Consider the following 25673-nt stretch of genomic DNA (forward strand, 5'->3'; position numbering starts at 1 on the left):
AGACCAAAGGTGATTAACGTGGCAAAGTTAAACATGAACAATGAAATAAAAAAAGTTGAAAAGCGTCTTGAACAAGCTATCCATAGTCAAGATAAAGTACTTGAAGAGGCTGCTTTTCATTTACTATCTTCAGGGGGAAAACGTGTAAGACCCGCTTTTGTTATACTTAGTAGCCAATTCGGTAAAGAAGAAGGCGTTTCTGAAGATACATACAAAGTAGCCGTCGCATTAGAACTTATTCATATGGCAACATTAGTTCATGATGATGTCATAGATAAAAGTGATAAACGTAGAGGCCGTTTAACTATATCTAAAAAATGGGATCAAACTACAGCTATTATTACAGGCAATTTTTTACTAGCATTAGGTCTACAACATTTATCAGAGATTAAAGACAAACGTGTTCATGAAATTTTATCAGAATCTATTGTAGATGTCTGTCGAGGAGAGCTATTTCAATTTCAAGATCAATTCAATAGCCAACAAACAATGACCAACTATTTACGACGAATCAACCGTAAAACTGCACTATTAATTCAACTTGCTACCGAGGTGGGTGCAATCACAGCTGGCTCTGATATTAAAACCATTCACAAGTTAAAAATGATTGGTCATTACATTGGAATGAGTTTCCAAATTGTTGATGATATACTCGATTTTACGAGCACTGAAAAGAAACTAGGTAAACCTGTTGGTAGTGATTTAATGAATGGACATATCACTTTACCAGTATTACTTGAAATGAGAGATAATTCAGCATTTAGACAAATGATTGAAGAACTACATCCAAATAGTAATAAAGAACAGTTCGAAGCGTGTATCAATATCATTCGTCAATCTAATAATATTCAAGTATCTAAAGATATAAGTGAAAAATACTTAGAAAAAGCATTAAATTTAATTGATGAATTAGAAGACAATCAAGCACGTCAATTATTTAAAAAGTTAATTAAAAAAATGGGCTCTCGAAATGTGTAAAGCATGTAAATCAACTTGAAAGCGCTTTAAATAATTGGTATGATAATAGTTAGCTAGGTTATTAATAGCCGGACAAGTCAACTTATACATACACTAGAAACTTGTTACATTAAATTACAGGGGGACTACGCAAGTGGAACGTACATTTTTAATGATTAAACCAGATGCAGTACAAAGAAATTTAATTGGAGAAATTATTTCTCGAATTGAAAACAAAGGATTAAAACTTGTAGGCGGTAAGTTAATGCAAGTACCACAAGAATTGGCAGAAAAACATTATGGTGAGCATGAAGGAAAACCTTTCTACAATAATTTAATCTCTTTCATTACTTCAGCACCAGTATTTGCAATGGTTGTTGAAGGTGAAGATGCTGTTGCAGTATCTCGTCACATTATCGGAAGCACAAATCCATCTGAGGCTGCTCCTGGTTCAATTAGAGGAGATTTAGGTTTAACAGTTGGTAGAAATATCATCCACGGTTCTGACTCTGTTGAATCAGCAGAAAGAGAAATTAACTTATGGTTCAAAGAAGAAGAAATCAGTAGTTACGAATCTCCTAGAGACGCTTGGTTGTACGAATAATATCAAACATAAAACGTTATTCATTTTATCCAAAGTGATGTGTCCATGACACATCACTTTTTTTATTTCTTCGACTTTTTTTACGCTAAAACTCTATAATGATTAAATCTATTAATCAATCATATTTATGGAAATTTAAATATTTTAAAATCAATAAATATAGCGATCGTTTGCTAAACTTATATTGATTTATTGATTATGATATGATTAAACCAATATAATAATTTATAAACGAACTCAATGGAAAGGAGTGTGCTTTGATGAGATATTTAACTTCCGGTGAATCACATGGCCCACAACTAACAGTAATTATTGAAGGTGTCCCAGCTAATTTAGAAATTAAAGCTGAAGATATTAATAAAGAGATGTTTAAGAGACAAGGTGGATACGGCAGAGGACGTCGCATGCAGATTGAAAAAGATGCAATTGAAATTGTTTCAGGTGTAAGAAATGGTTATACCCTAGGTAGTCCCATCACACTTGTTGTTACAAACGATGACTTTACACATTGGAGAAAAATTATGGGTGCTGCGCCAATTAGTGATGAAGAAAGAGAAAATATGAAACGTACAATTACTAAACCTAGACCAGGTCATGCAGACCTTATTGGAGGTATGAAGTACAACCATCGTGATCTGCGTAATGTTTTAGAACGTTCATCAGCTAGAGAAACAGCTGCTCGTGTAGCTGTCGGCGCCGTCTCTAAAATATTATTAGAGCAATTAGATATCCATATCTATAGTCGTGTGGTAGAAATTGGTGGTATTAAAGACGAAGGGCTATATGACGTTGAAACATTTAAATCTAATGTTGATAAAAATGATGTTCGTGTCATTAATGAAGATATCGCACAACAAATGAGAGATAAAATAGATCAAGCCAAAAAAGAAGGCGACTCAATCGGTGGTGTTGTTCAAGTTATTGCTGAAAATATGCCAGTAGGTATCGGTAGTTATGTCCACTATGATAGAAAACTAGATGGCCGTATTGCTCAAGGCGTTGTAAGTATCAATGCATTTAAAGGTGTAAGTTTCGGTGAAGGATTTAAAGCTGCTGAGAAACCAGGCAGTGAAATTCAAGATGAAATTATGTATAACGAAACCAAAGGATACTATAGAGCATCCAATCATTTAGGTGGTTTTGAAGGTGGCATGTCTAATGGAATGCCAATTATTGTCAATGGTGTGATGAAGCCAATACCAACTTTATATAAACCTTTAAACTCTGTAGATATCAATACCAAAGAAGATTTCAAAGCGACTATTGAAAGATCTGATAGTTGTGCTGTACCTGCAGCAAGTGTTGTTTGTGAACATGTCGTTGCATTCGAACTTGCTAAAGCATTATTAGAAGAATTTCAAGCTAATCATATCGACCAACTTAAAGCACAAATAGCAGAACGTAGACAATTAAATATCGAATTCTAATTCGTATAATTCAGGTGATTAAATATGAAGTTAAACACAACATACGCAAACAACAACTATCCTATAATTGTAGAACATGGCGCAATCAATTTATTAAATGAAATCAACCAATCATATGATCAATCATTTTTTATCATCGATGATACTGTATATCAATTATTTAAAAACAAGTTAGACCAATTGATTCAAGCCAATCATGCTACTAAAATAATCATACCATCAGGTGAACAAACAAAAACATTTGCACATTTCCATGACATCATTGAATCCATACTCAGTCATCAAATTACGCGTAATACATCAATTGTAGCTATTGGTGGTGGAGCAACAGGAGATTTTGCAGGATTCGTTGCATCAAGCTTATTAAGAGGCGTTGCATTTATACAAGTACCTACAACTATATTAGCTCACGATTCAAGTATCGGAGGTAAGGTAGGTATTAATTCTCAACATGGTAAAAATCTGATAGGTGCCTTTTATCGTCCTAGTGCCGTTTTATATGATTTAGACTTTTTAACAACCTTACCTTATAGTGAAGTACTTAGTGGTTATGCGGAAGTTTATAAACATGCTTTACTCAATGGTGAAGCAGATACTAGAAAGATAGAACAACATTTTTCAAATAAAGATGCTTTAGCCTCATTAAATGATATGGAAACTTTTATTTATAAAGGGATTGAAACGAAGCTTAATATTGTAATTAATGATGAAAAAGAGCAAGGTGTTCGTAAATTTTTAAATTTAGGACATACCTTTGGACATGCAATAGAGTATAAATATAAAATTCCACATGGACATGCAGTTATGATTGGAATTGTGTATCAGTTTATAGTGGCAAATCATTTATTAAAAACAAACTACGATATTGATCATTACTTAAATTATTTAGATGCTTTAGCATATCCAATCCAAATCATTAAAGAACTTCATTTCGATGATATTTATCAATTTATGCTATTAGATAAAAAGAATAATCATGATGGTATTCAGATGGTATTATTAAAATCTTTAGGTAATGCAGTCGTTCAACACGTTGATCAATCTACACATTTAGCTGCATTTAAAGAACTTCAATCTAAAATTAAGTAGGTGAATAAATGATGTCGACTGCAGAAACAATTCAAATTAATGGTCCTTTAAAAGGCGAAATAGAAGTACCTGGTGATAAATCAATGACACATCGAGCAATTATGCTCGCATCATTAGCTACTGGTCAAACACAAATTCACAAACCTTTACTCGGTGAAGATTGTAAAAGAACAATGAACATTTTTAGACTTTTAGGTGTTTCAATTACTGAAGAAGAAGATAGATTAATCGTCGATTCACCTGGCTACCAACATTTTAAAATACCGCACCAAGTACTCTATACAGGTAATTCAGGAACTACCACACGCTTATTAGCCGGTCTACTGAGCGGTATTGGTATCGAAAGTGTTCTATCTGGAGATGTATCTATTGGTAAAAGACCCATGGATAGAGTGCTCAATCCTTTATTGAAAATGAATGCCAATATTTGTGGTGTAGAGGGTAACTATACACCACTCATTATTAAGCCTTCTGACATTAAAGGAATGACTTATACAATGGAAGTAGCGAGTGCTCAAGTGAAAAGTGCTATTTTATTCGCAAGCATTTTTTCAAATGAATCATCGAGTATTACTGAAATTGATGTGAGTCGTAACCACACAGAGACAATGTTTAATCATTTTAATATTCCTATTATTGTAAATGGTAAAACGATTGTCACAGAGCCTTTAGCAGTAAAACATATCAAACCACATGACTTCTATGTACCTGGTGATATTTCTTCAGCAGCCTTTTTCATCGTTGCAGCCTTAATAACACCTGGAAGTGATGTTACAATTCATAATGTTGGCATTAACCCAACACGTTCCGGTATCATAGATATCGTTCAACAAATGGGTGCTCGTATTGAATTATCTAATGTGACTAAAGAAGCTGAGCCAACTGCTTCTATTAGAGTTCAATACACACCTAATTTAAAGCCAATACAAATTCATGGAGAACTCGTACCAAGAGCCATAGATGAGTTGCCAGTGATTGCATTATTATGTACACAAGCATCTGGTACAAGCGTTATTAAAGATGCTGAAGAGTTGAAGGTTAAAGAAACCAATCGTATCGATACAACAGCAGACATGTTAAATCAATTAGGTTTCGAATTACAACCTACAAATGATGGCCTTATTATTCATCCGTCAGAATTTAAAACAAGTGTGACTGTAGATAGTCAAACCGATCACCGTATCGGTATGATGTTAGCTATCGCATCGTTACTAAGCTCAGAACCTTTAACGATTGAACAATTTGATGCAGTCAATGTTTCATTTCCAGGCTTCTTACCAAAATTAAAGCTTTTAGAAAATGAGGGATAATAGTAATGGAAGATATCTACAAATTAATAGACGATATCAATTTACAAAAATTAACAAATTTAGATACACGTGTGAATGAAGCGCTTAGTTCTAATAACGATGACGCACTATTCATATTAGGTGAAACGCTATATAATTTCGGCTTAACACCTCAAGGTTTAGAAGTTTTCAGAACGTTATATCATAGATATCCTGACGAAAGCGAACTACTCATCTACTTTATTGAAGGATTAATGTCAGAGAATCAAACTGATGAAGCGTTAGAATATTTAAGTCAAGTTGAAGCATCTACTGAAAAATTAATGCTTGAAGCAGACTTATATCAACAAATAAACATGCTCGAAGTCGCAATCGACAAGATACAGTCAGCCATTCAGCTAGAACCAAACGATCCTATTTTACATTTTGCTTTAGCAGAATTACTTTATTTTGATGGACAATACCTTCGTGCAACTACTGAATATGAAACAGTTCTCGAAACTGGTGAATACGAAGTCAATGGTATCAATCTGTTCTCAAGACAAGCAGATTGTAGTTTACAGAGTGGTAATTACAGCGATGCGATTCGATTATATGATGAAATTAATGAAACTGAAATGAATTCACAAGACTATTTCAAAAAGGCAATAGCATATGAAAAAAATGATATAACACAAGAAGCCATTAAGATTATGAAATCATTATTATCTAAAGACCCTGATTTCTTACAAGGCTACTTCTACTTACAATCTTTATACGAAAATGAAAAAAATTATCCAGATGCGATTGAAATTGGTAAAGAAGGATTGCGACTGAGTCAATTTTATAAGGAATTAATGGTATCAACAGGCAGTCTTGAAATTGAACATGGCGATGCTAATGAAGGTGTTACTTTATTAAAACAAGCATTAGAAGTAGATAATGCTTACCATGAACCATTACTTATTTTAAGTGATTTGTATAGAAGTGAAGAGGACTACGAAGCAATCATTGAATTATTAACTTATGTAGATGAAGAAGACCTAGATCCTGTATTTATGTGGCATTTAGCCTATGCATATGGACAAGAAGAACGAGATAAAGAAGCACAGCATTTCTTCGAATTGGCTTATCCTACACTTAAATCACAATCTGAATTTTTAAGCGACTACTATTTCTATTTATTAGAAATCGGTCAAAAAGATACAGCTAAATCAATACTAGATCAATTATTAGAAATGGATCCAAGCAATGAAACATGGCACGATGAAGCAATGCGCTTACAGTCTTAAAAGGGTGATTAATGAATGAATAACTCCCTAACTAAAATGAAACAAAGCTTTATCGAGTATCTTTTATTTCATTATGAATTTAAATCTCGTATCTCAGTTTGGGTTTTAAATTATTTAAAAGCTAGTCCTAAAAAACTACAATATATTCACTTTGTTGATGAAGGTATCACGCATCATCAAACTTTACAAATTGCAGAAGTAGAATCACATGCTTCTGCAATTCAATTTAATGGTGAACAACTACAACTTGTAAATACGAATGAAATATTTGAATTGATAGCTAATAATGAAATTTCATTTGATATTCAATTGCATTTTTCAAATAAGCAACAACGTGAAAGTCGCTTAGATGATCTGATATTAGCACAATTAATTCATTCACCTAATTATTCATCATATGTACAAGATTTATATGCCATTTCGATAAATGAACGTAAACAGGCAACATTAATTGAGCGACTACAAGATAATATCGATTTAAGTCTTCAAATGAAAGAACAAGAACGATTTTATCAGCTTACTCAAATTCTGAACGTTCTAAAGACGAAACAAATGAATAGTGAAAACGGAGACTCTGATGATGACAATTAAACAATATTGGGAAATTTCGTTGTACAATCGTCCATTTTTAATTTTTTTATTGATTTGCAATGTATTAGGGACAATTTATGGTTACGATTGGTATAGTGGGCAACTCTATATCACTCCAACATATTTTTTACCGTTTGTGCCTGATAGTCCAACCGCTTCATTATTTTTATCAATTGCGATTGGTTTGCTTTTACTTAATCGATCTTCATCTATCATCCAAGCACTCGCTTTTGTCACATTAGTTAAATATGGCGTGTGGGCGGTTATTATGAATATCATTATGTTTATCATTGACGGTGATATAACTATAAATGGACTTATGCTATTGTTATCTCACGGTATCATGGCACTTCAAGCCTTTTACTTTTATCCTCGTTTTAATATTACCACAATAGGCTTTATCGTCTCTTTCATTTGGGTGTTAGTGAACGATTATATTGATTACGTAAAAATGCAATTTCCTTATTATAAGTTTATTGCTTCCCATGTTGTAGAAATTGGAGTATTATCTATTTGTCTAAGTATGATTTCACTATTTTTATATTTGTATTTAGAACGTATCATTAAAGTTAAATCATTTGATTAAAGTGCAATTTGACAGTAGAATATGATTAAAGGAGAGTGAGTTTATTGTCTTTAATATCAATGATTATTTATTTTGTAATATTAATGGTCATCCCTATGTGGGCACAACATAAAGTTAAATCTAATTATGAAAAATACTCACAGGTTAGATCCACTAGTGGTAAAACTGGTCGTGAAGTAGCTGAAGAGATTTTACATGCTAATGGCATTTACGATGTCGATGTAGTTAAAGGTGATGGCTTCTTAACAGACCACTATGACCCAAACAAAAAAGTTGTTTGTTTATCTCCTGCAAACTACGATAGACCTTCTGTTGCTGGTACAGCTATTGCAGCCCATGAATGTGGACACGCAATACAACACCAACAAGGTTATGTTTTCTTAAGATTCAGATCAGCATTGGTACCTGTTGCAAACTTAGGTAGTTCACTAAGTTATATGGTTATTATGTTAGGTATCGTGTTAACTGCATTAGGCAGTGCCTTCGGATCTACTGCATTATGGATTGGTGCAGGTTTAATGTCACTTGCTGTTTTATTCTCAATTGTGACGTTACCAGTCGAATTCGACGCCAGTTCACGTGCAATGAAACAAATCACAGCATTGAATATCGTAAATGAGAAAGAGTACAAACACGCTAAGAAGGTATTATCAGCTGCAGCAATGACATATGTTGCATCTACTGCAGTAGCATTAGCCGAATTAGCTCGTATTATTTTAATCGCTAGATCAAGTGATTAATCTCGTCAGACTTAAATTTAGACACACCTAATGGTTGATATCGTCCAAATGATGATATCAACCATTTTTTATTTAAAGCAAGCGCTCACTTTGATTGCACTAAGAATGCATATCACTTTATTTTGATATATACTATATTAGAAATGCATTCAAAGGAGAGACGTTAATTGAAATCAATGACTCAAATGCAAAAAGAAGTAGATGACTACATTAGTCAATTTAAAGCAGGTTATTTTTCTCCATTAGCTAATCTTGCTAGACTAACAGAGGAAGTCGGAGAATTGTCTAGAGAAATCAACCATCAATATGGTGAAAAGAAAAAGAAGGATACAGAAGAAGAAAATACCATTAAAGCAGAATTAGGCGATAATCTATTTGTATTATTATGTATTGCCAATTCTCTAGATATCGATATGACAGAAAGTTTTAATGAAACAATGGACAAATTTAATACTCGAGATCATAATCGCTTTGAAAGAAAATAAATCGTTAAAAATAATAAAGAAAGGATGGGTTATTTATGAAAATAGGTATTACTTGTTACCCGTCCATGGGTGGTTCAGGCATTATTGCTACAGAGTTAGGCATTAAAATGGCAGAAAGAGGACACGAAGTCCATTTTATCACTTCAAATATACCATTTAGAATCCGTAAACCATTACCAAATATGATTTTCCATCAAGTCGAAGTAAATCAATATGCCGTTTTCCAATATCCACCATATGATATTACATTAAGCACAAAAATTTCAGAAGTTATTAAAGAATATGATTTAGATATTCTACATATGCACTATGCTGTACCACATGCAATTTGTGGTATTTTAGCGAAGCAAATGTCAGGTAAAGATATTAAAATAATGACGACCTTACATGGTACAGACATTACTGTACTCGGCTATGATCACTCATTAAAAGGTGCCATTAAATTTGGTATAGAAGAAAGTGATATCGTTACAAGTGTGAGTCATTCTTTAGCAGAACAAACAAAAGAAATTATTCATACTGACAAAGAAATTGTTCCAATTTATAATTTTGTAAGAGAAAATGAATTCCCTACACGACATGATGAAACATTTAAAACAGATTATGGTATTTCACCCAATGAAAAGGTACTCATACATGTTTCTAACTTTAGATCCGTCAAACGTATCGACACCATAATTGAAACGTTTGCTAAAGTTCATGAAAAAATACCAAGTAAATTAGTTCTCTTAGGTGATGGGCCTGAACTTATTGATATGCGTCAAAAGACACGAGATTTAGGTGTAGAAGAACATGTCTTATTTTTAGGGAAACAAGACAATGTGAGCGCATTTTATCAATTGTCCGATTTAGTACTCTTATTAAGTGAAAAAGAAAGTTTTGGTTTAACACTGTTAGAAGCAATGAAAACAGGCGTCGTACCTATAGGATCAAACGCAGGCGGAATTAAAGAAGTTATCAAACATGGTGAAACAGGCTATATTGTCGATGTAGGGGATAGCGAACAAGCAGCACAATATGCTATTAAACTGTTACAAGATCGCAAACTTTATGAACAATTTCAGTCACAAATGCTATTAGACATTGAGCAGCGTTTCGGTTCAGAATTAATTACTGACCAATATGAATATTATTATCGTAAAATGCTAAATAAAGGTGAGGACTTGCATGACTAATGAACTATTTGAGAGTGCTAAACCCATTTTAAACCAAATACAACAGCACGGGTATCAAGCATATTTTGTTGGTGGTTCTGTTAGAGATTACTTAATGCAACGTCCCATCCATGATATAGATATCACTACAAGTGCCACACCAGATGAAATTGAGTCCATATTCGATCATACGATACCTATTGGCAAAGAGCATGGAACGATTAATGTGGTATACAATCATGAAAATTATGAAGTAACTACGTTTCGTGCAGAAGAAGAATATATTGATCATCGACGACCTAGTGACGTACATTTTGTTCGAGATTTATATGAAGATGTACAACGTCGTGATTTTACCATCAACGCCATTGCAATGGATACAGATTATCAAACATTTGATTATTTTAATGGCGAAGATGATATTAAAAATGGCATTATCAGAACGGTGGGACAACCTACTGAACGATTTGAAGAAGATGCACTGCGCATATTACGAGGATTGCGTTTTCAATCACAACTTAATTTCAAAATTGAAAATCATACATTTAAAGCTATGGCAAATCAAATTGAAGATATTAAATATTTATCAATTGAACGTATTATCGTTGAGCTAAAAAAATTAATTTCTGGGCGAAATGTTGCTACGAGTTACCATCATCTCAATCAATTAAAGGCGTTTAACTATATACCTTATTTTCAAAATTTTGAAATGCATCTATTAAACATCGACGAACCGATGCATTTTGATACATGGATAGCATTGATTAACTCAAAATTTGATGAACAACAATCTTTGTCACCACTTAAAATCAGTAATAAAGAGAAGTCTCATATTAAACAACTAACAAACATTATTAGTCAATTACCAACCATTAGCACTAAAAAAGATTTAATAATGATGGTATACGACTATGATATCAATGATATATTAACTGTAATTGAGCTTAGTACGCTACTATCTAAGAATCAATTTGAGACACCCAATCCACTGATGATTAATCCACAGTCAATCATGGAAAGTTATCATCAATTACCAATACATGAACGACAACAACTTGCAGTGAATGGTAGTGATTTAATGCAACATTTAAATCAACGAGGTGGACCTTGGGTAAAAGATGTTTTACGACAAATAGAATGTGCAGTAATAACGAAACAAGTTATTAACACACACGATGAAATAATGAAATGGGTGGATAAACATGTCGAAATATAGTCAAGATGTCGTTAGAATGTTATATGAACATCAACCTGAATATATTTCAGGTCAATATATTGCAGATCAATTAAATATTTCAAGAGCAGCTGTTAAAAAAGTCATTGATCAATTAAAAATGAACGGGTGTCAAATAGAATCTATTAATCATAAAGGGCATTTACTGAAACAATTACCTGATCAATGGTACAGTGGCATTGTTAATCCAATTATTGAGCAACGTCACATATTTGACTATGTTGACGTCATGAGTACAGTAGATTCAACACAACTCAAAGCAAAGCAAGCACTAGTAGGGAACCAGGATTCATTTATTATTTTAAGCGATGAACAAACGAAAGGGCGTGGACGTTTCAATAGATATTGGCGTTCTAGTAAAGGGAAAGGACTTTGGATGTCGATTGTCCTACGTCCCGATGTACCATATGCGATGATTCCTAAATTCAATTTATTTATAGCATTAGGTATAAGAGATGCGATACAACAATTTTCAAAGCATGATGTAACAATAAAATGGCCAAACGATATATACATAGATGGCAAAAAATTATGTGGTTTTTTAACTGAGATGGTTGCTAATTATGATGCTATTGAAGCAATTATATGTGGTATAGGCATTAATATGAATCATGACGTTTCTGATTTTGATGAAGAGATTCAACATAGCGCAACCAGTATACGAATTCATTCTGAAAATAACTTTAATAGATATGAATTTCTAGATGTATTAACTCAAAATATTGAACGCCGCTATCAACAATTTTTGACTGTTCCATTTGAAGAGATCAGAGAAGAATATATCGCTGCAACAAATATGTGGAATAAACCATTACGCTTTACTGAAAATGATAAACAATTTATTGGCGAAGCAATAGATATCGACCATGATGGATTTTTAATGGTTAAAGATGATGAGGGGCAACTTAGAAGGTTAATCAGTGCAGATATAGAATTATAACAAAGTTAACTAGGAGAGATAGCTATGGGCATAGCAACATATGCAGTTGTTGATTTGGAAACAACAGGTAATCAACTTGATTATGATGATATTATTCAAATTGGCATTACATTCGTTCGACAAAACAAAATAATAGGTACATATCATTCAATGATCAGAACTGATTTGGATATACCACCGTTTATTCAAGCACTCACTTCTATAGAAGAAACAATGCTTGAAAAGGCACCGTATTTCAAAGAAATTGCCCATGATATTCATCAACAATTACAAGATTGTGTATTTGTTGCACATAATGTCGCCTTTGATTTAAATTTCATTAAAAAAGCATTTAAAAATTGCAATATCAAATACCGTCCAAAACGTGTGTTGGATACATTAGAGCTATTTAAAATTGCATTTCCAACTGATAAAAGCTATCAACTTAGCGAATTAGCTGAGGCGCATGATATTCCTTTAAACAATGCACATAGAGCTGATGAAGATGCGACAACTACAGCTCAACTCATGATTAAAGCCTTCGAAAAGTTCGAACAATTACCATTAGATACATTAAAACAATTATATTACTTAAGTAAGGACTTAAAATATGATTTATATCACATTTTATTTGAAATGGTACGCCAAAATAATAACGTGGCGTTAGACAGTCAATATGGTCAATTCGAACAAATCATCTATAAAAAGCAAGTCGATTTAAAAGGGCCAGTTACAGAATTTAACGGATCATTGAAAACATTATATAAAAAAGCAACAAAACAATTAGGCTTAACCTATCGACCACAACAACTCTATTTGTCTGAAATCATATTAGAACAACTTATGCATAGTGAAAAAGCAATGATAGAAGCGCCTCTTGGAAGCGGTAAATCATTAGCTTATCTATTAGCAGCGTTAATGTATAATATTGAAACTGGTAGACATGTGATGATTTCAACAAATACCAAATTATTACAAAGTCAGTTATTAGAAAAGGATATTCCAGCGCTCAATCAAGCACTTGATTTTAAAGTCAATGCTACATTAATTAAGAGCAAAAATGACTATATCTCTTTAGGCTTAATTAGCCAAATCCTAAAAGAAGAAACGAATAATTACGAAGTTAGTATTCTTAAAATGCAATTATTAATATGGATTACTGAAACACAAACAGGTGATATTCAAGAATTGAATTTAAAAGGCGGACAGAAAATGTATTTCGATCAGAAGATTGAAACCTATGTGCCAGTCCGTCATGATATACATTACTATAATTATCTCAAACGTAATGCGCAGAACATCCAAATTGGTATTACCAACCATGCACATCTAATCCATTCGGATGCTGAAAATTCTATATATCAATTGTTTGATGATTGTATCATTGATGAAGCACATCGATTACCAGATTATGCTCTTAATCAAGTAACCAATGAGTTAAACTATGCAGATATTAAATATCAGTTGGGCTTAATTGGTAAAAACGAAAATGAAAAACTTCTAAAAGCCATTGATCATTTAGAACAACAACGTATTTTAGAAAAACTAGATATTGCACCCATCGATGTGTTTGGTTTGAAATCTAATATTAATGACATACATGATCTTAATGAACGTTTATTTGACGATATTTATGATATCGTACAAAGCTCAGACGTTTATGACGACGATATTCATAAATATCACTATGTCTATGAATTTGAAAATGACCAAATTCTGAAGGACTTGCATCTTTTAATAAACAAACTTAATAAAACATTAGAAGTCTTTAATGGTATGAGTCATAAAACGATTAAAACAATGCGTAAACAGCTACTATATCTAAAAGAACGCTTTAGACAAATAGAACAAAGTTTAAAAAATCATCATACAAGCTTTATCTCTATTAAAAACTTAAGTCAGAAATCCACTATACGCTTATTCGTTAAAGATTACGCTGTTAAAGACATTTTGACGCAACAAGTATTAGATAAATTTAATACTTTAACATTTATTTCAGGTACATTAACATTCAATCATTCATTCGATTCCTTCAAAAATTGGTTCAATAAGGATATTCAATTTAATACGTATGAAGTCACGACATCAGTTCAAAATACTAAAAATACGAATGTTTTTATACCTTCAGATGTGGCTCCTTATAACTATAAAAATATTGATGATTATGTCGCATCCATTGTCAATTATGTTATAGAATATACCAACACTACCGAATCTAAATGTCTCATATTATTTACAAGCTATAAAATGATGCATATGGTTCAAGATATGTTAAATGAATTACCAGAATTTGAGGATTATGTCATCTTAACACAGCAACAAAATCAAAATTACAAAATCGTTCAACAATTTAATCACTTTGATAAATCTATATTACTAGGTACCTCTACGTTCTTTGAAGGATTTGACTTTCAAGCAAATGGCATCAAATGTGTCATGATTGCTAAATTGCCATTTATGAATAAAAACAATGCCAAATATTGGCTAATGGATTCAGAATTTGAATCTACCTTCAAAGATTATGTATTACCTGATGCCGTTACCCGATTTAGACAAGGGTTAGGTCGTTTAATACGACATGAAAATGATAAAGGATTAATTGTGTCATTCGATGATCGCTTAGTAAATAGTAATTATAAAAGTTTCTTTGAACAAACATTAGAAAATTATCGCCAGAAAAAGGGTGATTTGAATCAATTTAGTAAATTATTGAAGCAAATTCAAAAGACAGTTGATAAAGACATCAATCAATAATCAAAATGGTAATCACGCTTCACTGTGATTACCATTTTAAATTCATATCATATTTAAATCGTGAGTATATGCACATACTTTTAATTCAAGTTCTAGAAGTTACCTACATATTTTGTTAAAATAAACAGGTATTGAAAAAAGATAAAAATAGGAGACTGGTTATGAAAACAACGATTAAACAAGCAAAGCAACATCTTAACCAAGAAGTGACAATCGGTGCTTGGTTAACTAACAAACGTTCAAGTGGTAAAATTGCGTTTTTACAATTACGTGATGGAACTGGATTTATGCAAGGTGTCGTAGTTAAATCTGAAGTAGACGAAGACGTTTTTAACTTATCTAAAGAAATTACACAAGAGTCTTCTTTATATGTAACAGGTACAATTACAGAGGATAATCGTTCAGACTTAGGTTATGAAATGCAAGTAAAATCTATCGAAGTCATTCACGAAGCACATGATTATCCAATCACACCAAAGAACCATGGTACAGAGTTCTTAATGGATCATCGTCACTTATGGTTACGTTCTAAAAAACAACATGCCGTGATGAAAATTAGAAATGAAATCATTAGAGCAACATATGAGTTCTTTAATGAAAATGGTTTCACTAAAATTGATCCACCTATTTTAACAGCGAGTGCACCAGAAGGTACAAGTGAATTATTCCATACAAAATATTTTGATGAAGATGCCTTCTTATCACAAAGTGGACAATTATATATGGAAGCTGCAGCAATGGCACATGGTCGCGTATTTTCATTTGGCCCAACTTTCAGAGCTGAAAAATCAAAAACAAGACGTCATTTAATTGAATTCTGGATGATTGAACCAGAAATGGCATTTACTGAACACGCAGAAAGCTTAGAAGTACAAGAACAATATGTTGCACATGTCGTTCAATCAGTACTTAAAAATTGTCAGTTAGAACTTAAAGCATTAGATCGTGACACTTCTAAATTAGAAAAAGTAGCAGCGCCATTCCCAAGAATAACGTATGATGATGCTGTTAAGTTCTTAAAAGAAGAAGGCTTCGATGATATCGAGTGGGGCGAAGATTTCGGTGCACCACATGAAACAGCTATTGCAAATCATTATGACTTACCAGTATTTATCACAAATTACCCAACTAAAATTAAGCCATTCTATATGCAACCAAATCCAGATAATGAAGATACTGTATTATGTGCTGATTTAATTGCACCAGAAGGTTACGGTGAAATTATTGGTGGTTCTGAACGTATTAATGATTTAGAATTACTAGAACAACGTATTAATGAACACGAATTAGATCCAGAAGCCTATAGTTATTACCTAGATTTACGCCGCTATGGTAGCGTACCTCACAGTGGTTTTGGACTTGGTTTAGAACGTACTGTTGCTTGGATCTCTGGTGTAGAACACGTGCGAGAAACGTCACCATTCCCACGTTTATTAAATCGTTTATACCCATAATATTGAATGAATTCAATTTAGATAGATACTACACTTATTAAGCCTGGGACATAAAATCATGTCACAGGCTAGATTTTTATATTAGCTGTATCTTGTATAATTTCTTAAGTACAAATAATGATGGGAGGGGTAAGATGGATAAATTTCAATTAAAAACGAGACCTGTCGTTATTCGGCGAGAATTGCTTGATCATTATAGTGAATTAGGATTAGATGAACAAGACTTAATTATATTAATTAAACTCATCTATGCATCTGAAACATCAAACAAGCAACCATCTATAGAATTATTACAAAAAGGGTCTAATATGCAACCACGTGAAGTAACGGCAGTTATTCAAAATTTAATTCAACGTGAACTCTTAGAATTAAATGTTAATAAAGATGAAGAAGGTCGCTTCACTGAATACATGAATTTAGATCCTTTTTATGAGAAATTAAGTCAATTACTCAAAAAAGAAACAATGACTACCAATGTACAAAGCGATAAAGAAAAGTTTAAAACTTTATTCCAAATGATTGAGCAAACCTTTGCGAGACCTTTATCACCTTATGAAATTGAAACATTAAATCAATGGATCGATGTTGATCAACACGATATTGATATTATTCAAGCAGCACTAGATGAAGCCAATAGTCAGAACAAGTTAAGCTTTAAATATATGGATCGTATATTATTAAATTGGAAGAAGAATAATGTTAAAACAATCGATGATTCAAAAGAAATTCGTAAACAATTTAATCAACCTAAAATGAAACATACAGTTAAAAAGGTGCCTAAATTTGATTGGCTAAATGGAGAGAAATCAGATGATAAGTAAGAAAAAAGCATTAGAAATGATTGATGTCATAGCAGATATGTTCCCAGATGCAGAATGCGAATTAAGACATGATAATGCATTCGAACTCACAATTGCCGTGCTCTTATCAGCACAATGTACGGATATCTTAGTCAATAAAGTAACTAAATCATTATTTGCTAAATATAAAACACCCGAAGACTATTTGAATGTCAGTGATGAGGAATTACAAAACGATATTAAATCAATTGGATTATATAGAAATAAAGCCAAAAATATCAAAAAATTATGTCAGTCGTTATTAGACAAGTTTGACGGTGAAATTCCACAAACACATCAAGAGTTAGAAAGTTTAGCAGGTGTAGGACGTAAAACTGCAAACGTAGTCATGAGTGTTGCATTTAATGAACCTTCTCTTGCTGTCGATACCCATGTAGAACGAGTATCTAAACGATTAGGTATTAACCGTTGGAAAGATAATGTGAGACAAGTTGAAGATAGACTTTGCTCTGTCATACCTAAAGAACGATGGAACAAAAGTCACCATCAACTCATTTTCTTTGGGAGATATCATTGCTTAGCTCGTAAGCCTAAATGTGATATTTGTCCTTTATTCAATGATTGTAGAGAAGGCCAGAAACGATATAAAGCAAGTTTGAAAGAAGTGTGAAATAAATGATTGAAAAACAGGACTTTGAGGAATTGGAACAACAACTTGATACATTAGCAAGTCAAAAAAAGTTAAATTCATCAGAAGCTAAACCTTTACTCGATGACTATTTTGATATGATTATAGATTATTTTAAGCAAATTAATGAAATCAGTGATTTTGACTTAGCTTTATTAGATGATTATCCAGTTGTTCCAATGAACTTTTCAGAGCGTTATCAATATATGCAAGCTCGAAAATATCATTTTATGGGATATAGACAAATGAAAACTTTAAAAACAGAGCTGATTAAAATGAATGCCTCATATCAAATTCGCAAAAAGAGAAAATAAAAGATTAGAAGTACTTTATCATAAACTCGCTAACTAGACATATTTGTCATTAGCGAGTTTATTTGTATATTCGGACATAAAAAAAGCACAAACCTTGTTGTAAGGTTTGTGCTTTTCGTCTATGAGTTATGATGCTTTATTGTTAAATATCGCATTAAAACTGAATAGACGAGTTAAGGCATTGCCACTTTGTTGTTGTGAGCTAGTACCTTGTTGTTGTGAACTGCCATTTGAACTATTTGATGAACCATTTGATCCGTTTGTGTTACTACTGTTAGATGATGAAGAATCGCTGTCACCATGCGTACTCTTATTAGTAGTATCGTTGTCAGGGTGACCACTAACAGATAATGAGTCTGGATCGCTACCTTCAACTGAGCTTGGTTTTTCAAAGTCTTTACCATCTCTAGATGAAATGTCTGACATAACGTCTTCGAATAGGTATTGTGGATATTCTTGTTCTGAATGTCCAACGAATGAGTTTGTACCGTATTCTTTAACTTTGTTGAAGCCCATCCACACTGACATAGTGTATTGAGGTGAGAATCCGTTAATCCAAACGTCTTTGGCTGCATTATCAGGTAAGTTATATTGACTATAAATTTCAGCACCATAAGTACCTGTACCTGTTTTAGCACCCATATTAACGCCAGATACACCGTGTCCATAAGCAGAACCGTAAGCTTTGAAAGTACCTTTAAGCATTTCAGCTAACATGTATGCTGTAGAATCTTTCATTGCTTTATGGCTTGTATGATCATATTCAATCGTATCGCCATCATGAGTGATAACTTTTTGAATTGAATGTGCATTGTTATACGTACCACCATTAGCAATTGCAGCAAATGCTGATGCTAATTGAGTAGGTGAGAATTCAGATGAAGAACCACCTAATACCTCAGAAGGTCCGATTTTACCTTCGTAATCTAAACCAACTTTAGATGCGAATTTCTTAGGTGCATCATTACCAGCATGTTCTTTTGTTTGTTGCCATGCTTTTAAGGCTGGAATATTGAAACTTTGACGTAAAGCATCATAGATGTTTACTGTACCATGACTCTTAGTATCATAGTTTCGGAATGTTGATCCATCAACTTGATATGATGATTCATCTTGAAGCGCATGGTTTGTTGCCCAATGCATATTTTCTATTGCTGGACCATAAGCTAAGAATGGTTTCAGTGATGAACCAGTAGGGTGAGCATCTGTAGCTTGGTTTCTGTCAACAACGTCTTTATAATTACGTCCACCAGAAATAGCTACTAAACCACCAGTTTTACTATCTAAAATAGTGGCACCAACTTGTTGGTCATCATTTTTGTAGAAGCTACCATTATTAATCTTATCTTGAAGCGTTTGTTGAACGTCTTTGTCCATATTAGTATAGATCTTAATACCACTTTGAAGAACGTTACCTAAGTTTTCATCTTTGAAATGTTTGTTATTCATTAATTCTGATTTAACAAAGTTCACATAAGATGCTAATTCAGGATCTTTTTCTTCAGTCGTATTTTGACGTTCTTTATCAGTTCTTTGAACTAAATTAGCTTTAAGATCGATTTTCTTAGCTTTTTCATATTCTTTGTCGCTAATTCTCTTATGCATATGCATTAAATATAGCACTGTATCTTTACGACTCTCAGCTTCTTTAGGATGATCATAAATATTATAATTATTAGGTACTTGTGGTAAACCAGCTAAGTATGCTTCTTCAGCTAAGTTTAAATCTTTAAGATCTTTATTAAAGTAGTACTTAGCAGCAGCTTTAACACCAGTTACACCATCAGAGTAGTAAATCTTATTCAAGTAAACTTGGAAGATTTCATCTTTACTATACTCTTGTTCTAAACGGTAAGAAAGGTAAGCTTCTTGTGCTTTACGACCGATAGATTTTTGTTGAGACAAGAATGCGTCTTTAACAACTTGTTGCGTTAAAGTAGAAGCACCCTGTGCACCAAATCCACCAGTTAAGTTTTTACCAACTGCACCGAATAGACGTTTATAGTCTAAAGCACCGTGATCATAGAAGCGATTATCTTCAGTAGCTAATACGGCATCTTTCATACCTTGTGGTACATCTTTGAGATTGACATGTTCATGACGTTGACCATAATCTAACGTCTTGACTAAGTCACCATTTTTATCATAAATCTTAGCAGGGATTGGATCCTCTAACTTTGATTCTGTAAAAGCAGGTGCTTTCCATGCATAATATGCAAATAGTAAGATACCGAGCAACAATAGAACAATAAAGGCAATAAACATAAAGCCAATAATCTTAATAATCGTTCTCTTCACATTTCTATTCTTTTTTTCGTCGGACTTCTCATTACTGCCATTTTTCTTAGGCTGAGAAGACCCTTTGTTTTCCGTCATACGCGGTCCTCACTTTCATCTAATATCAACTTATCAACTGCTTTGAGGTAATTCAATCTAGGTTGATACTGATAAGGAATATGGTAACCATTTTTTCGTATTTCATCAACTGTTATTGATTTTTTAATATCCTTTTGATATCTATCCCAAAAGAATTCAAATTTAGAATAAGGTAATAGATATACTTCATCAAGCGATTTAAATCTTATCATTAAAAAAACAATACCGTGTTGTTGGTATGTGTTTCTCATATGATCCACTTGATGATCATGAATATTATTCAAAGGAAATGATGTTTTGTTCTTCGTTTCCTTTGCTTCAAAATCAATATAATAGCCATTATAAACACCATTATAATCAGTTGTTGAAGGCGTACGAAAATAAGCTTCATTTATCACAGCTTTACTCCTTTTTGGATAATGAACATTCACTATCTGTACAGGCGTAGGTTTCTTGTGAATGACTGCGATGCCACGCTTTAAATAAAAAGCATTAGAATGCTCAATATCTTTTTCAAGTGACATACCTCGTCCGCCATACTCAATATTACTTGAGTTTGACGTCGATTTGCGTCCGTCCAAAGACTTATTTTCTTTGTATGGTTGACCATTAGGATAATTCATATATTTCACCACACAAGCTTGGTAGTAAACTGCAATTATTATACACAACAATTTACGATTTACCAAACTTTTATAAAATTAATGTATATTTAACTAACCAAAAATACATCAAACCTTATTTTAACGTGCTTTCATCAAATAAACAATAAAAACAATCACATTTATCTCCATGTATATCGACAATCTTTCTATCATTTTAATAGCATGTCATTAATGCTCTAATGTAAAAATCATAAATTAATATCAACTTTGATAATATTTTCTGGCTTTTGTCCATTATTAAACACTTTGATATGACGCTTTAAGAACATTATGATAAATTAGTCATGTAGGAGGCAACTAGATGCTAGATACTATTCGACAGTTAATAGAGGAAGTCAATCATATGAATGACATTTACGAACAAGTTAGAGAATATGACGAAGACAAAGACTTTCACAAAGTGGTTGAACCTTATGTTCGACATATCGATTCACTACTAGATCAACTAAAACCATATGAGCAATCACTCATTGATACTACTTATATGAATAAACCAAAATTAGACTTATTAATTAAGAATATAGAAGAATTATCCGTTGAATGCCATTTTAAGCGTACAAGTAGAAAACTTTTCACTGAAAAAATAAAAGCAGTACAATATGATTTGAACAATATTTTAAATAAACATGTTTAAAGAGGGAAATTATGGTTAAAACTGTTTATATCACAGGGTATAAATCTTATGAATTAAATATATTCAAAGATGATGCACCTGAAGTTTACTATTTAAAGGAATTTATAAAACATAAAATCAAACAATTATTAGATGAAGGATTAGAATGGGTATTAATTCAAGGGCAGATGGGAATAGAATTATGGTCAGCAGAAGTCGTGATTGAATTAAAAGAAACATATCCTGAACTTAAATTAGGTGTTATTACACCTTTTGAAGGTCATACATCTAAATGGAATGAACAAAATCAAACGAAATACATAAATATGATTAATCAAGCAGATTTCTTAGAAAGCGTATTTCATTCAGAATATCAAGGGCCATTCCAATTTAAACGGGCGGACCAATTTATGTTAGACCATACTGACCAAACATTATTAATATACGATGAAGAACAAGAAGCGAGTCCTAAATTCTTCAAATCGATGTTAGTTGATTTTATGGAAAAAACAAACTATACTTGTGATATTGTGACGTTTGATGAACTCACTGAATTCATCAACGACTTGCAGTGGTCTCAAGATCAAAGTTTCGAATGAGGTGGAAAAAATGTCAGATGTTTCATTAAAATTATCAGCGAAAGATATTTATGAAAAAGATTTTGAAAAAACTATGGCTCGTGGCTATAGAAGAGAAGAAGTAGATGCTTTTTTAGATGATATTATTACAGATTATCAAAAAATGGCAGACATGAATAACGAAGTTGTAAAACTTTCAGAAGAAAACCACAAACTGAAAAAAGAACTTGAAGAATTAAGATTACGCGTAGCGACAACTAGACCACAAGAGAATAAAAACTTTTCTTCAAATGGTTCTAACAATGCATCGTCAAATAATGTTGATATTTTAAAACGTATTTCTAATTTAGAAAAAGCAGTATTTGGGAAATAATAAATGAATCGGTTGAGACAATCCGTGTGATATAAGCCAATGCGTTATATCATATAACTGATAAGTATTGTGACACATGTTCCTTTTTAATAATGAAGATGTTGCTATCATACTTGAAAAAGCTTTGTCTCAACCTTTTTTTATGTTATACTCTCAAAGGTGATATTTTGGGTGATCGCTATAGTGATATAGAGGAAAGTCCATGCTCACACAGTCTGAGATGGCTGTAGTGTTCGTGCTTGATGAAACAATAAATCAAGGCATTAATTTGACGGCAACGAAATAACCTAAGTCTATTGATATGGTTAGAATAGTTTGAAAGTGCCACAGTGACGTAGCTTTTATAGAAATATAAAAGGTGGAACGCGGTAAACCCCTCGAGTGAGCAATCCAAATTAGGTAGGAGCACTTGTTTAGCGGAATTCAACGTATAAACGAGACACATGCATATATTTGTGATGTGTAGACAGATGGTTACCACCAACGTACCAGTGTGACTAGTGCACGTTATGAGTACAATGGTACAGAACATGGCTTACAGAAATATCACCACTAGTTTAGCTCTCCCATACAACGGAGAGCTTTTTTAATGTCAATAAACGGTATTCACATTTATAAATGATCAACTATAAGCCGAAATGAATCACACTATATGATTAAATTTTAAATCTAACTCTGTTAGAATAAACATAACGAAATTAATCCAAAAGGAGAACAACGCATGTTTCAATTATTAGCAGTATGTCCAATGGGGCTTGAATCAATCGTAGCCAAAGAAATTCAAGAACTAGGTTACGAAACACAAGTAGAAAATGGGCGTATCTTTTTTGAAGGTGACGAAAACGCCATCGTCAAATGTAACTTATGGCTACGTACCGCAGACCGTGTCAAAATTGTCATGGGCCAATTTAAAGCAACAACCTTCGATGAATTATTTGAAAAAACAAAAGCATTACCATGGGAGTCAATTATAGACCAACAAGGGAACTTTCCAGTTCAAGGTCGTAGTGTCAAATCTACCTTATATAGCGTGCCAGATTGCCAAGCTATTACTAAAAAAGCAATCGTAGAACGTCTTAAACATGCATATAATGAAAAAGGATGGCTCAACGAATCAGGTGCAAAATATCCTGTAGAAGTATCCATATTAAAAGATAAAGCACTTCTTACCATTGATACGTCTGGTTCAGGGTTAAATCGACGCGGCTATCGTTTAGCGCAAGGGGAAGCGCCTATTAAAGAAACATTAGCTGCTAGTTTGATTAAGTTAGCTAATTGGACTGGCGATACACCACTTATCGATCCATTCTGTGGTTCAGGAACGATTGCCATTGAAGCATGTCTTATCGCACAAAATATCGCACCTGGATTTAACAGAGACTTTGTATCTGAAGAATGGAATATCATGCCACCAAACATTTATGACGATATGCGCGATGAAGCTGACAAACACGCGAATTATGATAGAGAAATCCAAGTATATGCCTCAGATATTGACCCAGGGATGGTTGAAATCGCAAAACGCAATGCAGAAGAAGTTGGATTAGCTGATATCATTCAATTCAGTGTAAAAGATGTAAATACATTAACAATCGATACTGAAGAACCCATTGCACTAATCGGTAATCCACCTTATGGTGAACGTATCGGTGATAGAGACGAAGTTGAAGAAATGTATCGATATATTGGTAAGTTAATGAAACAACACGATTATTTATCAACTTATATCTTAACAAGTAATAAAGAATACGAACATTTAGTTAATAAAAAAGCAACAAAACGCCGTAAGTTGTTTAATGGCTATATCGAATGTACGTATTATCAATATTGGGGTAAGAAACCACAAATCAATAAAGAATCATAATGATTAAAATCAAATCAATTCATTAGCACTCTCAATTCAACTGTAGTAAGGTTGGATTAAGAGTGTTTTAATTTAAATTACTTTTATAATTAATAAATATAATAATCATTATTATTGAGAGGAGTAATTAATATGAAGAATGTTTTAATTATTGGGGCAAATGGACGTGTGGCTATCGAAGCGACAAAAATTTTCTTAGAGAATTCAAACTTTAATGTGAACCTGTTCTTAAGAAATGCACATCGTATCCCTGACTACGCTTCAAACAGAGTTACAGTCTTTGAAGGCGATGCTAAGAACCAACAAGATTTAGAACAAGCCTTAGACAACATAGATATTGTTTTTACTGGTACCTCTGGCTCATTAAATCGTCACGCTGAAACGATTGTTAAAGCGATGGATGCTAAAGGTATTAAACGATTAATTTTAATTGCTGCACCTGGTATTTACGATGAGTTACCAGAAGCTTTCAATGAATGGAATAAGCAACAGTTTGGAGACAAGTTAAACTTATACCGTCAAGCAGCTGATACAATCGAGCAATCCGACTTAGACTATACAATTATTAGACCAGGTTGGTTAACAGATAAAAATGAAAATATATATGAAATCAGCAGTAAAGAAGGGGCTTTTGAAGGTACTGAAGTATCAAGAAAAAGTGTCGCTAATTTAGCAGTACAAATTGCAAAGCACCCTGAATTACATTCAAAAGAGAATATCGGTGTATTTAAGCCAGGAACTGAAGGCAACAAACCCTCATGGTTTGAATAATCCTGCCTAAAATTCATAGGTTTTAAACGATATATATGATAATATTTTAAGTAATATCATAATCTATGATAACTGAC

The 25673-nt window shown here is 32.8% G+C and carries 25 protein-coding genes and 1 other RNA gene; 24 read left to right on the forward strand and 2 right to left on the reverse strand.

The window, feature by feature from the left end:
• Positions 1 to 18 precede the first annotated feature (18 nt).
• From ssp1_RS06605 to ssp1_RS06690, 18 genes are all read left to right on the forward strand, one after another.
• Complete coding sequence (locus ssp1_RS06605) at positions 19 to 978, forward strand: polyprenyl synthetase family protein (RefSeq protein ID WP_049425243.1); 960 nt, start codon at positions 19 to 21, stop codon at positions 976 to 978.
• Positions 979 to 1111: 133 nt separating this feature from the next.
• Positions 1112 to 1561, forward strand: a complete 450-nt coding sequence (gene ndk / locus ssp1_RS06610; protein ID WP_002451137.1) for a nucleoside-diphosphate kinase — start codon at positions 1112 to 1114, stop codon at positions 1559 to 1561.
• A 260-nt stretch (positions 1562 to 1821) separates the two neighbouring features.
• Positions 1822 to 2988, forward strand: a complete 1167-nt coding sequence (gene aroC, locus ssp1_RS06615) for a chorismate synthase (RefSeq protein WP_075777849.1) — start codon at positions 1822 to 1824, stop codon at positions 2986 to 2988.
• A gap of 24 nt (positions 2989 to 3012) precedes the next feature.
• Entirely contained in the window at positions 3013 to 4077 is a 1065-nt protein-coding gene (gene aroB / locus ssp1_RS06620) for a 3-dehydroquinate synthase (protein WP_002451139.1), read from the forward strand.
• A gap of 11 nt (positions 4078 to 4088) precedes the next feature.
• Entirely contained in the window at positions 4089 to 5387 is a 1299-nt protein-coding gene (aroA, locus tag ssp1_RS06625) for a 3-phosphoshikimate 1-carboxyvinyltransferase (protein WP_075777850.1), read from the forward strand.
• Between the two features lie 5 nt (positions 5388 to 5392).
• The gene (locus ssp1_RS06630; protein ID WP_118828156.1) at positions 5393 to 6637 is read left to right on the forward strand and encodes a tetratricopeptide repeat protein; all 1245 of its coding nucleotides are present in this window, start codon (positions 5393 to 5395) and stop codon (positions 6635 to 6637) included.
• A gap of 15 nt (positions 6638 to 6652) precedes the next feature.
• Positions 6653 to 7228 (forward strand): YpiB family protein, encoded by a 576-nt coding sequence (locus ssp1_RS06635; protein ID WP_075777851.1) that lies wholly within the window; start codon positions 6653 to 6655, stop codon positions 7226 to 7228.
• A complete protein-coding gene (locus ssp1_RS06640; protein WP_075777852.1) occupies positions 7218 to 7814 on the forward strand; it encodes a DUF1405 domain-containing protein in 597 nt (198 codons plus the stop codon). The genes ssp1_RS06635 and ssp1_RS06640 overlap by 11 nt, the downstream gene beginning before the upstream one ends.
• A gap of 44 nt (positions 7815 to 7858) precedes the next feature.
• A complete protein-coding gene (locus ssp1_RS06645) occupies positions 7859 to 8554 on the forward strand; it encodes a zinc metallopeptidase (protein ID WP_002451145.1) in 696 nt (231 codons plus the stop codon).
• Between the two features lie 167 nt (positions 8555 to 8721).
• The gene (locus ssp1_RS06650) at positions 8722 to 9039 is read left to right on the forward strand and encodes a nucleotide pyrophosphohydrolase (protein ID WP_002451146.1); all 318 of its coding nucleotides are present in this window, start codon (positions 8722 to 8724) and stop codon (positions 9037 to 9039) included.
• Between the two features lie 35 nt (positions 9040 to 9074).
• The gene (gene bshA / locus ssp1_RS06655; RefSeq protein ID WP_075777853.1) at positions 9075 to 10214 is read left to right on the forward strand and encodes an N-acetyl-alpha-D-glucosaminyl L-malate synthase BshA; all 1140 of its coding nucleotides are present in this window, start codon (positions 9075 to 9077) and stop codon (positions 10212 to 10214) included.
• Positions 10207 to 11409: a CCA tRNA nucleotidyltransferase gene (locus tag ssp1_RS06660; protein WP_002451148.1), complete on the forward strand. Its 1203-nt coding sequence runs from the start codon at positions 10207 to 10209 to the stop codon at positions 11407 to 11409. Before bshA ends, ssp1_RS06660 begins: the two co-directional genes overlap by 8 nt.
• Positions 11396 to 12367, forward strand: coding sequence for a biotin--[acetyl-CoA-carboxylase] ligase (locus ssp1_RS06665; RefSeq protein WP_107536026.1), 972 nt, complete (start codon positions 11396 to 11398; stop codon positions 12365 to 12367). The genes ssp1_RS06660 and ssp1_RS06665 overlap by 14 nt, the downstream gene beginning before the upstream one ends.
• A 24-nt stretch (positions 12368 to 12391) precedes the next feature.
• Complete coding sequence (locus ssp1_RS06670) at positions 12392 to 15100, forward strand: helicase C-terminal domain-containing protein (protein ID WP_107536025.1); 2709 nt, start codon at positions 12392 to 12394, stop codon at positions 15098 to 15100.
• A 161-nt stretch (positions 15101 to 15261) separates the two neighbouring features.
• Entirely contained in the window at positions 15262 to 16554 is a 1293-nt protein-coding gene (gene asnS, locus ssp1_RS06675) for an asparagine--tRNA ligase (protein WP_002451151.1), read from the forward strand.
• A gap of 134 nt (positions 16555 to 16688) precedes the next feature.
• A complete protein-coding gene (locus ssp1_RS06680; protein ID WP_002451152.1) occupies positions 16689 to 17375 on the forward strand; it encodes a DnaD domain-containing protein in 687 nt (228 codons plus the stop codon).
• Positions 17365 to 18024 carry an endonuclease III gene (gene nth, locus ssp1_RS06685; RefSeq protein ID WP_075777856.1) on the forward strand — a complete coding sequence of 220 codons (660 nt, stop codon included), beginning with the start codon at positions 17365 to 17367 and terminating at the stop codon, positions 18022 to 18024. Before ssp1_RS06680 ends, nth begins: the two co-directional genes overlap by 11 nt.
• Before the next feature lie 5 nt (positions 18025 to 18029).
• Positions 18030 to 18356: a YpoC family protein gene (locus ssp1_RS06690; protein WP_002451154.1), complete on the forward strand. Its 327-nt coding sequence runs from the start codon at positions 18030 to 18032 to the stop codon at positions 18354 to 18356.
• A gap of 126 nt (positions 18357 to 18482) precedes the next feature.
• Here the strand turns inward: ssp1_RS06690 and ssp1_RS06695 are convergent, their stop codons facing one another.
• Together ssp1_RS06695 and recU are read right to left on the reverse strand one after the other, a co-directional pair.
• Positions 18483 to 20732, reverse strand: coding sequence for a transglycosylase domain-containing protein (locus ssp1_RS06695; RefSeq protein WP_049424110.1), 2250 nt, complete (start codon positions 20730 to 20732; stop codon positions 18483 to 18485).
• Positions 20729 to 21355, reverse strand: coding sequence for a Holliday junction resolvase RecU (recU, locus tag ssp1_RS06700; RefSeq protein WP_002451156.1), 627 nt, complete (start codon positions 21353 to 21355; stop codon positions 20729 to 20731). Before recU ends, ssp1_RS06695 begins: the two co-directional genes overlap by 4 nt.
• 343 nt (positions 21356 to 21698) lie before the next feature.
• On the opposite strand from recU, the gene ssp1_RS06705 reads away from it, so the two are divergent.
• The 6 genes from ssp1_RS06705 (at position 21699) to ssp1_RS06730 (ending at position 25596) form a co-directional block, all read left to right on the forward strand.
• Complete coding sequence (locus ssp1_RS06705; RefSeq protein ID WP_002451157.1) at positions 21699 to 22031, forward strand: DUF1798 family protein; 333 nt, start codon at positions 21699 to 21701, stop codon at positions 22029 to 22031.
• An 11-nt stretch (positions 22032 to 22042) separates the two neighbouring features.
• Positions 22043 to 22609, forward strand: coding sequence for an SLOG family protein (locus ssp1_RS06710; protein WP_075777858.1), 567 nt, complete (start codon positions 22043 to 22045; stop codon positions 22607 to 22609).
• Positions 22610 to 22619: 10 nt separating this feature from the next.
• Positions 22620 to 22961, forward strand: a complete 342-nt coding sequence (gene gpsB, locus ssp1_RS06715; RefSeq protein WP_002451159.1) for a cell division regulator GpsB — start codon at positions 22620 to 22622, stop codon at positions 22959 to 22961.
• Positions 22962 to 23124: 163 nt separating this feature from the next.
• Positions 23125 to 23504: RNase P RNA component class B (gene rnpB, locus ssp1_RS06720), an RNA gene on the forward strand.
• Positions 23505 to 23682: 178 nt separating this feature from the next.
• Positions 23683 to 24825, forward strand: coding sequence for a THUMP domain-containing class I SAM-dependent RNA methyltransferase (locus ssp1_RS06725; protein WP_075777859.1), 1143 nt, complete (start codon positions 23683 to 23685; stop codon positions 24823 to 24825).
• Positions 24826 to 24957: 132 nt separating this feature from the next.
• A complete protein-coding gene (locus ssp1_RS06730) occupies positions 24958 to 25596 on the forward strand; it encodes an SDR family oxidoreductase (protein ID WP_049424105.1) in 639 nt (212 codons plus the stop codon).
• Positions 25597 to 25673: the final 77 nt, after the last annotated feature.

The sequence above is a fragment of the Staphylococcus sp. M0911 genome (assembly GCF_003491325.1).
In the GTDB taxonomy this organism is placed as follows: Bacteria; Bacillota; Bacilli; order Staphylococcales; family Staphylococcaceae; genus Staphylococcus; species Staphylococcus warneri_A.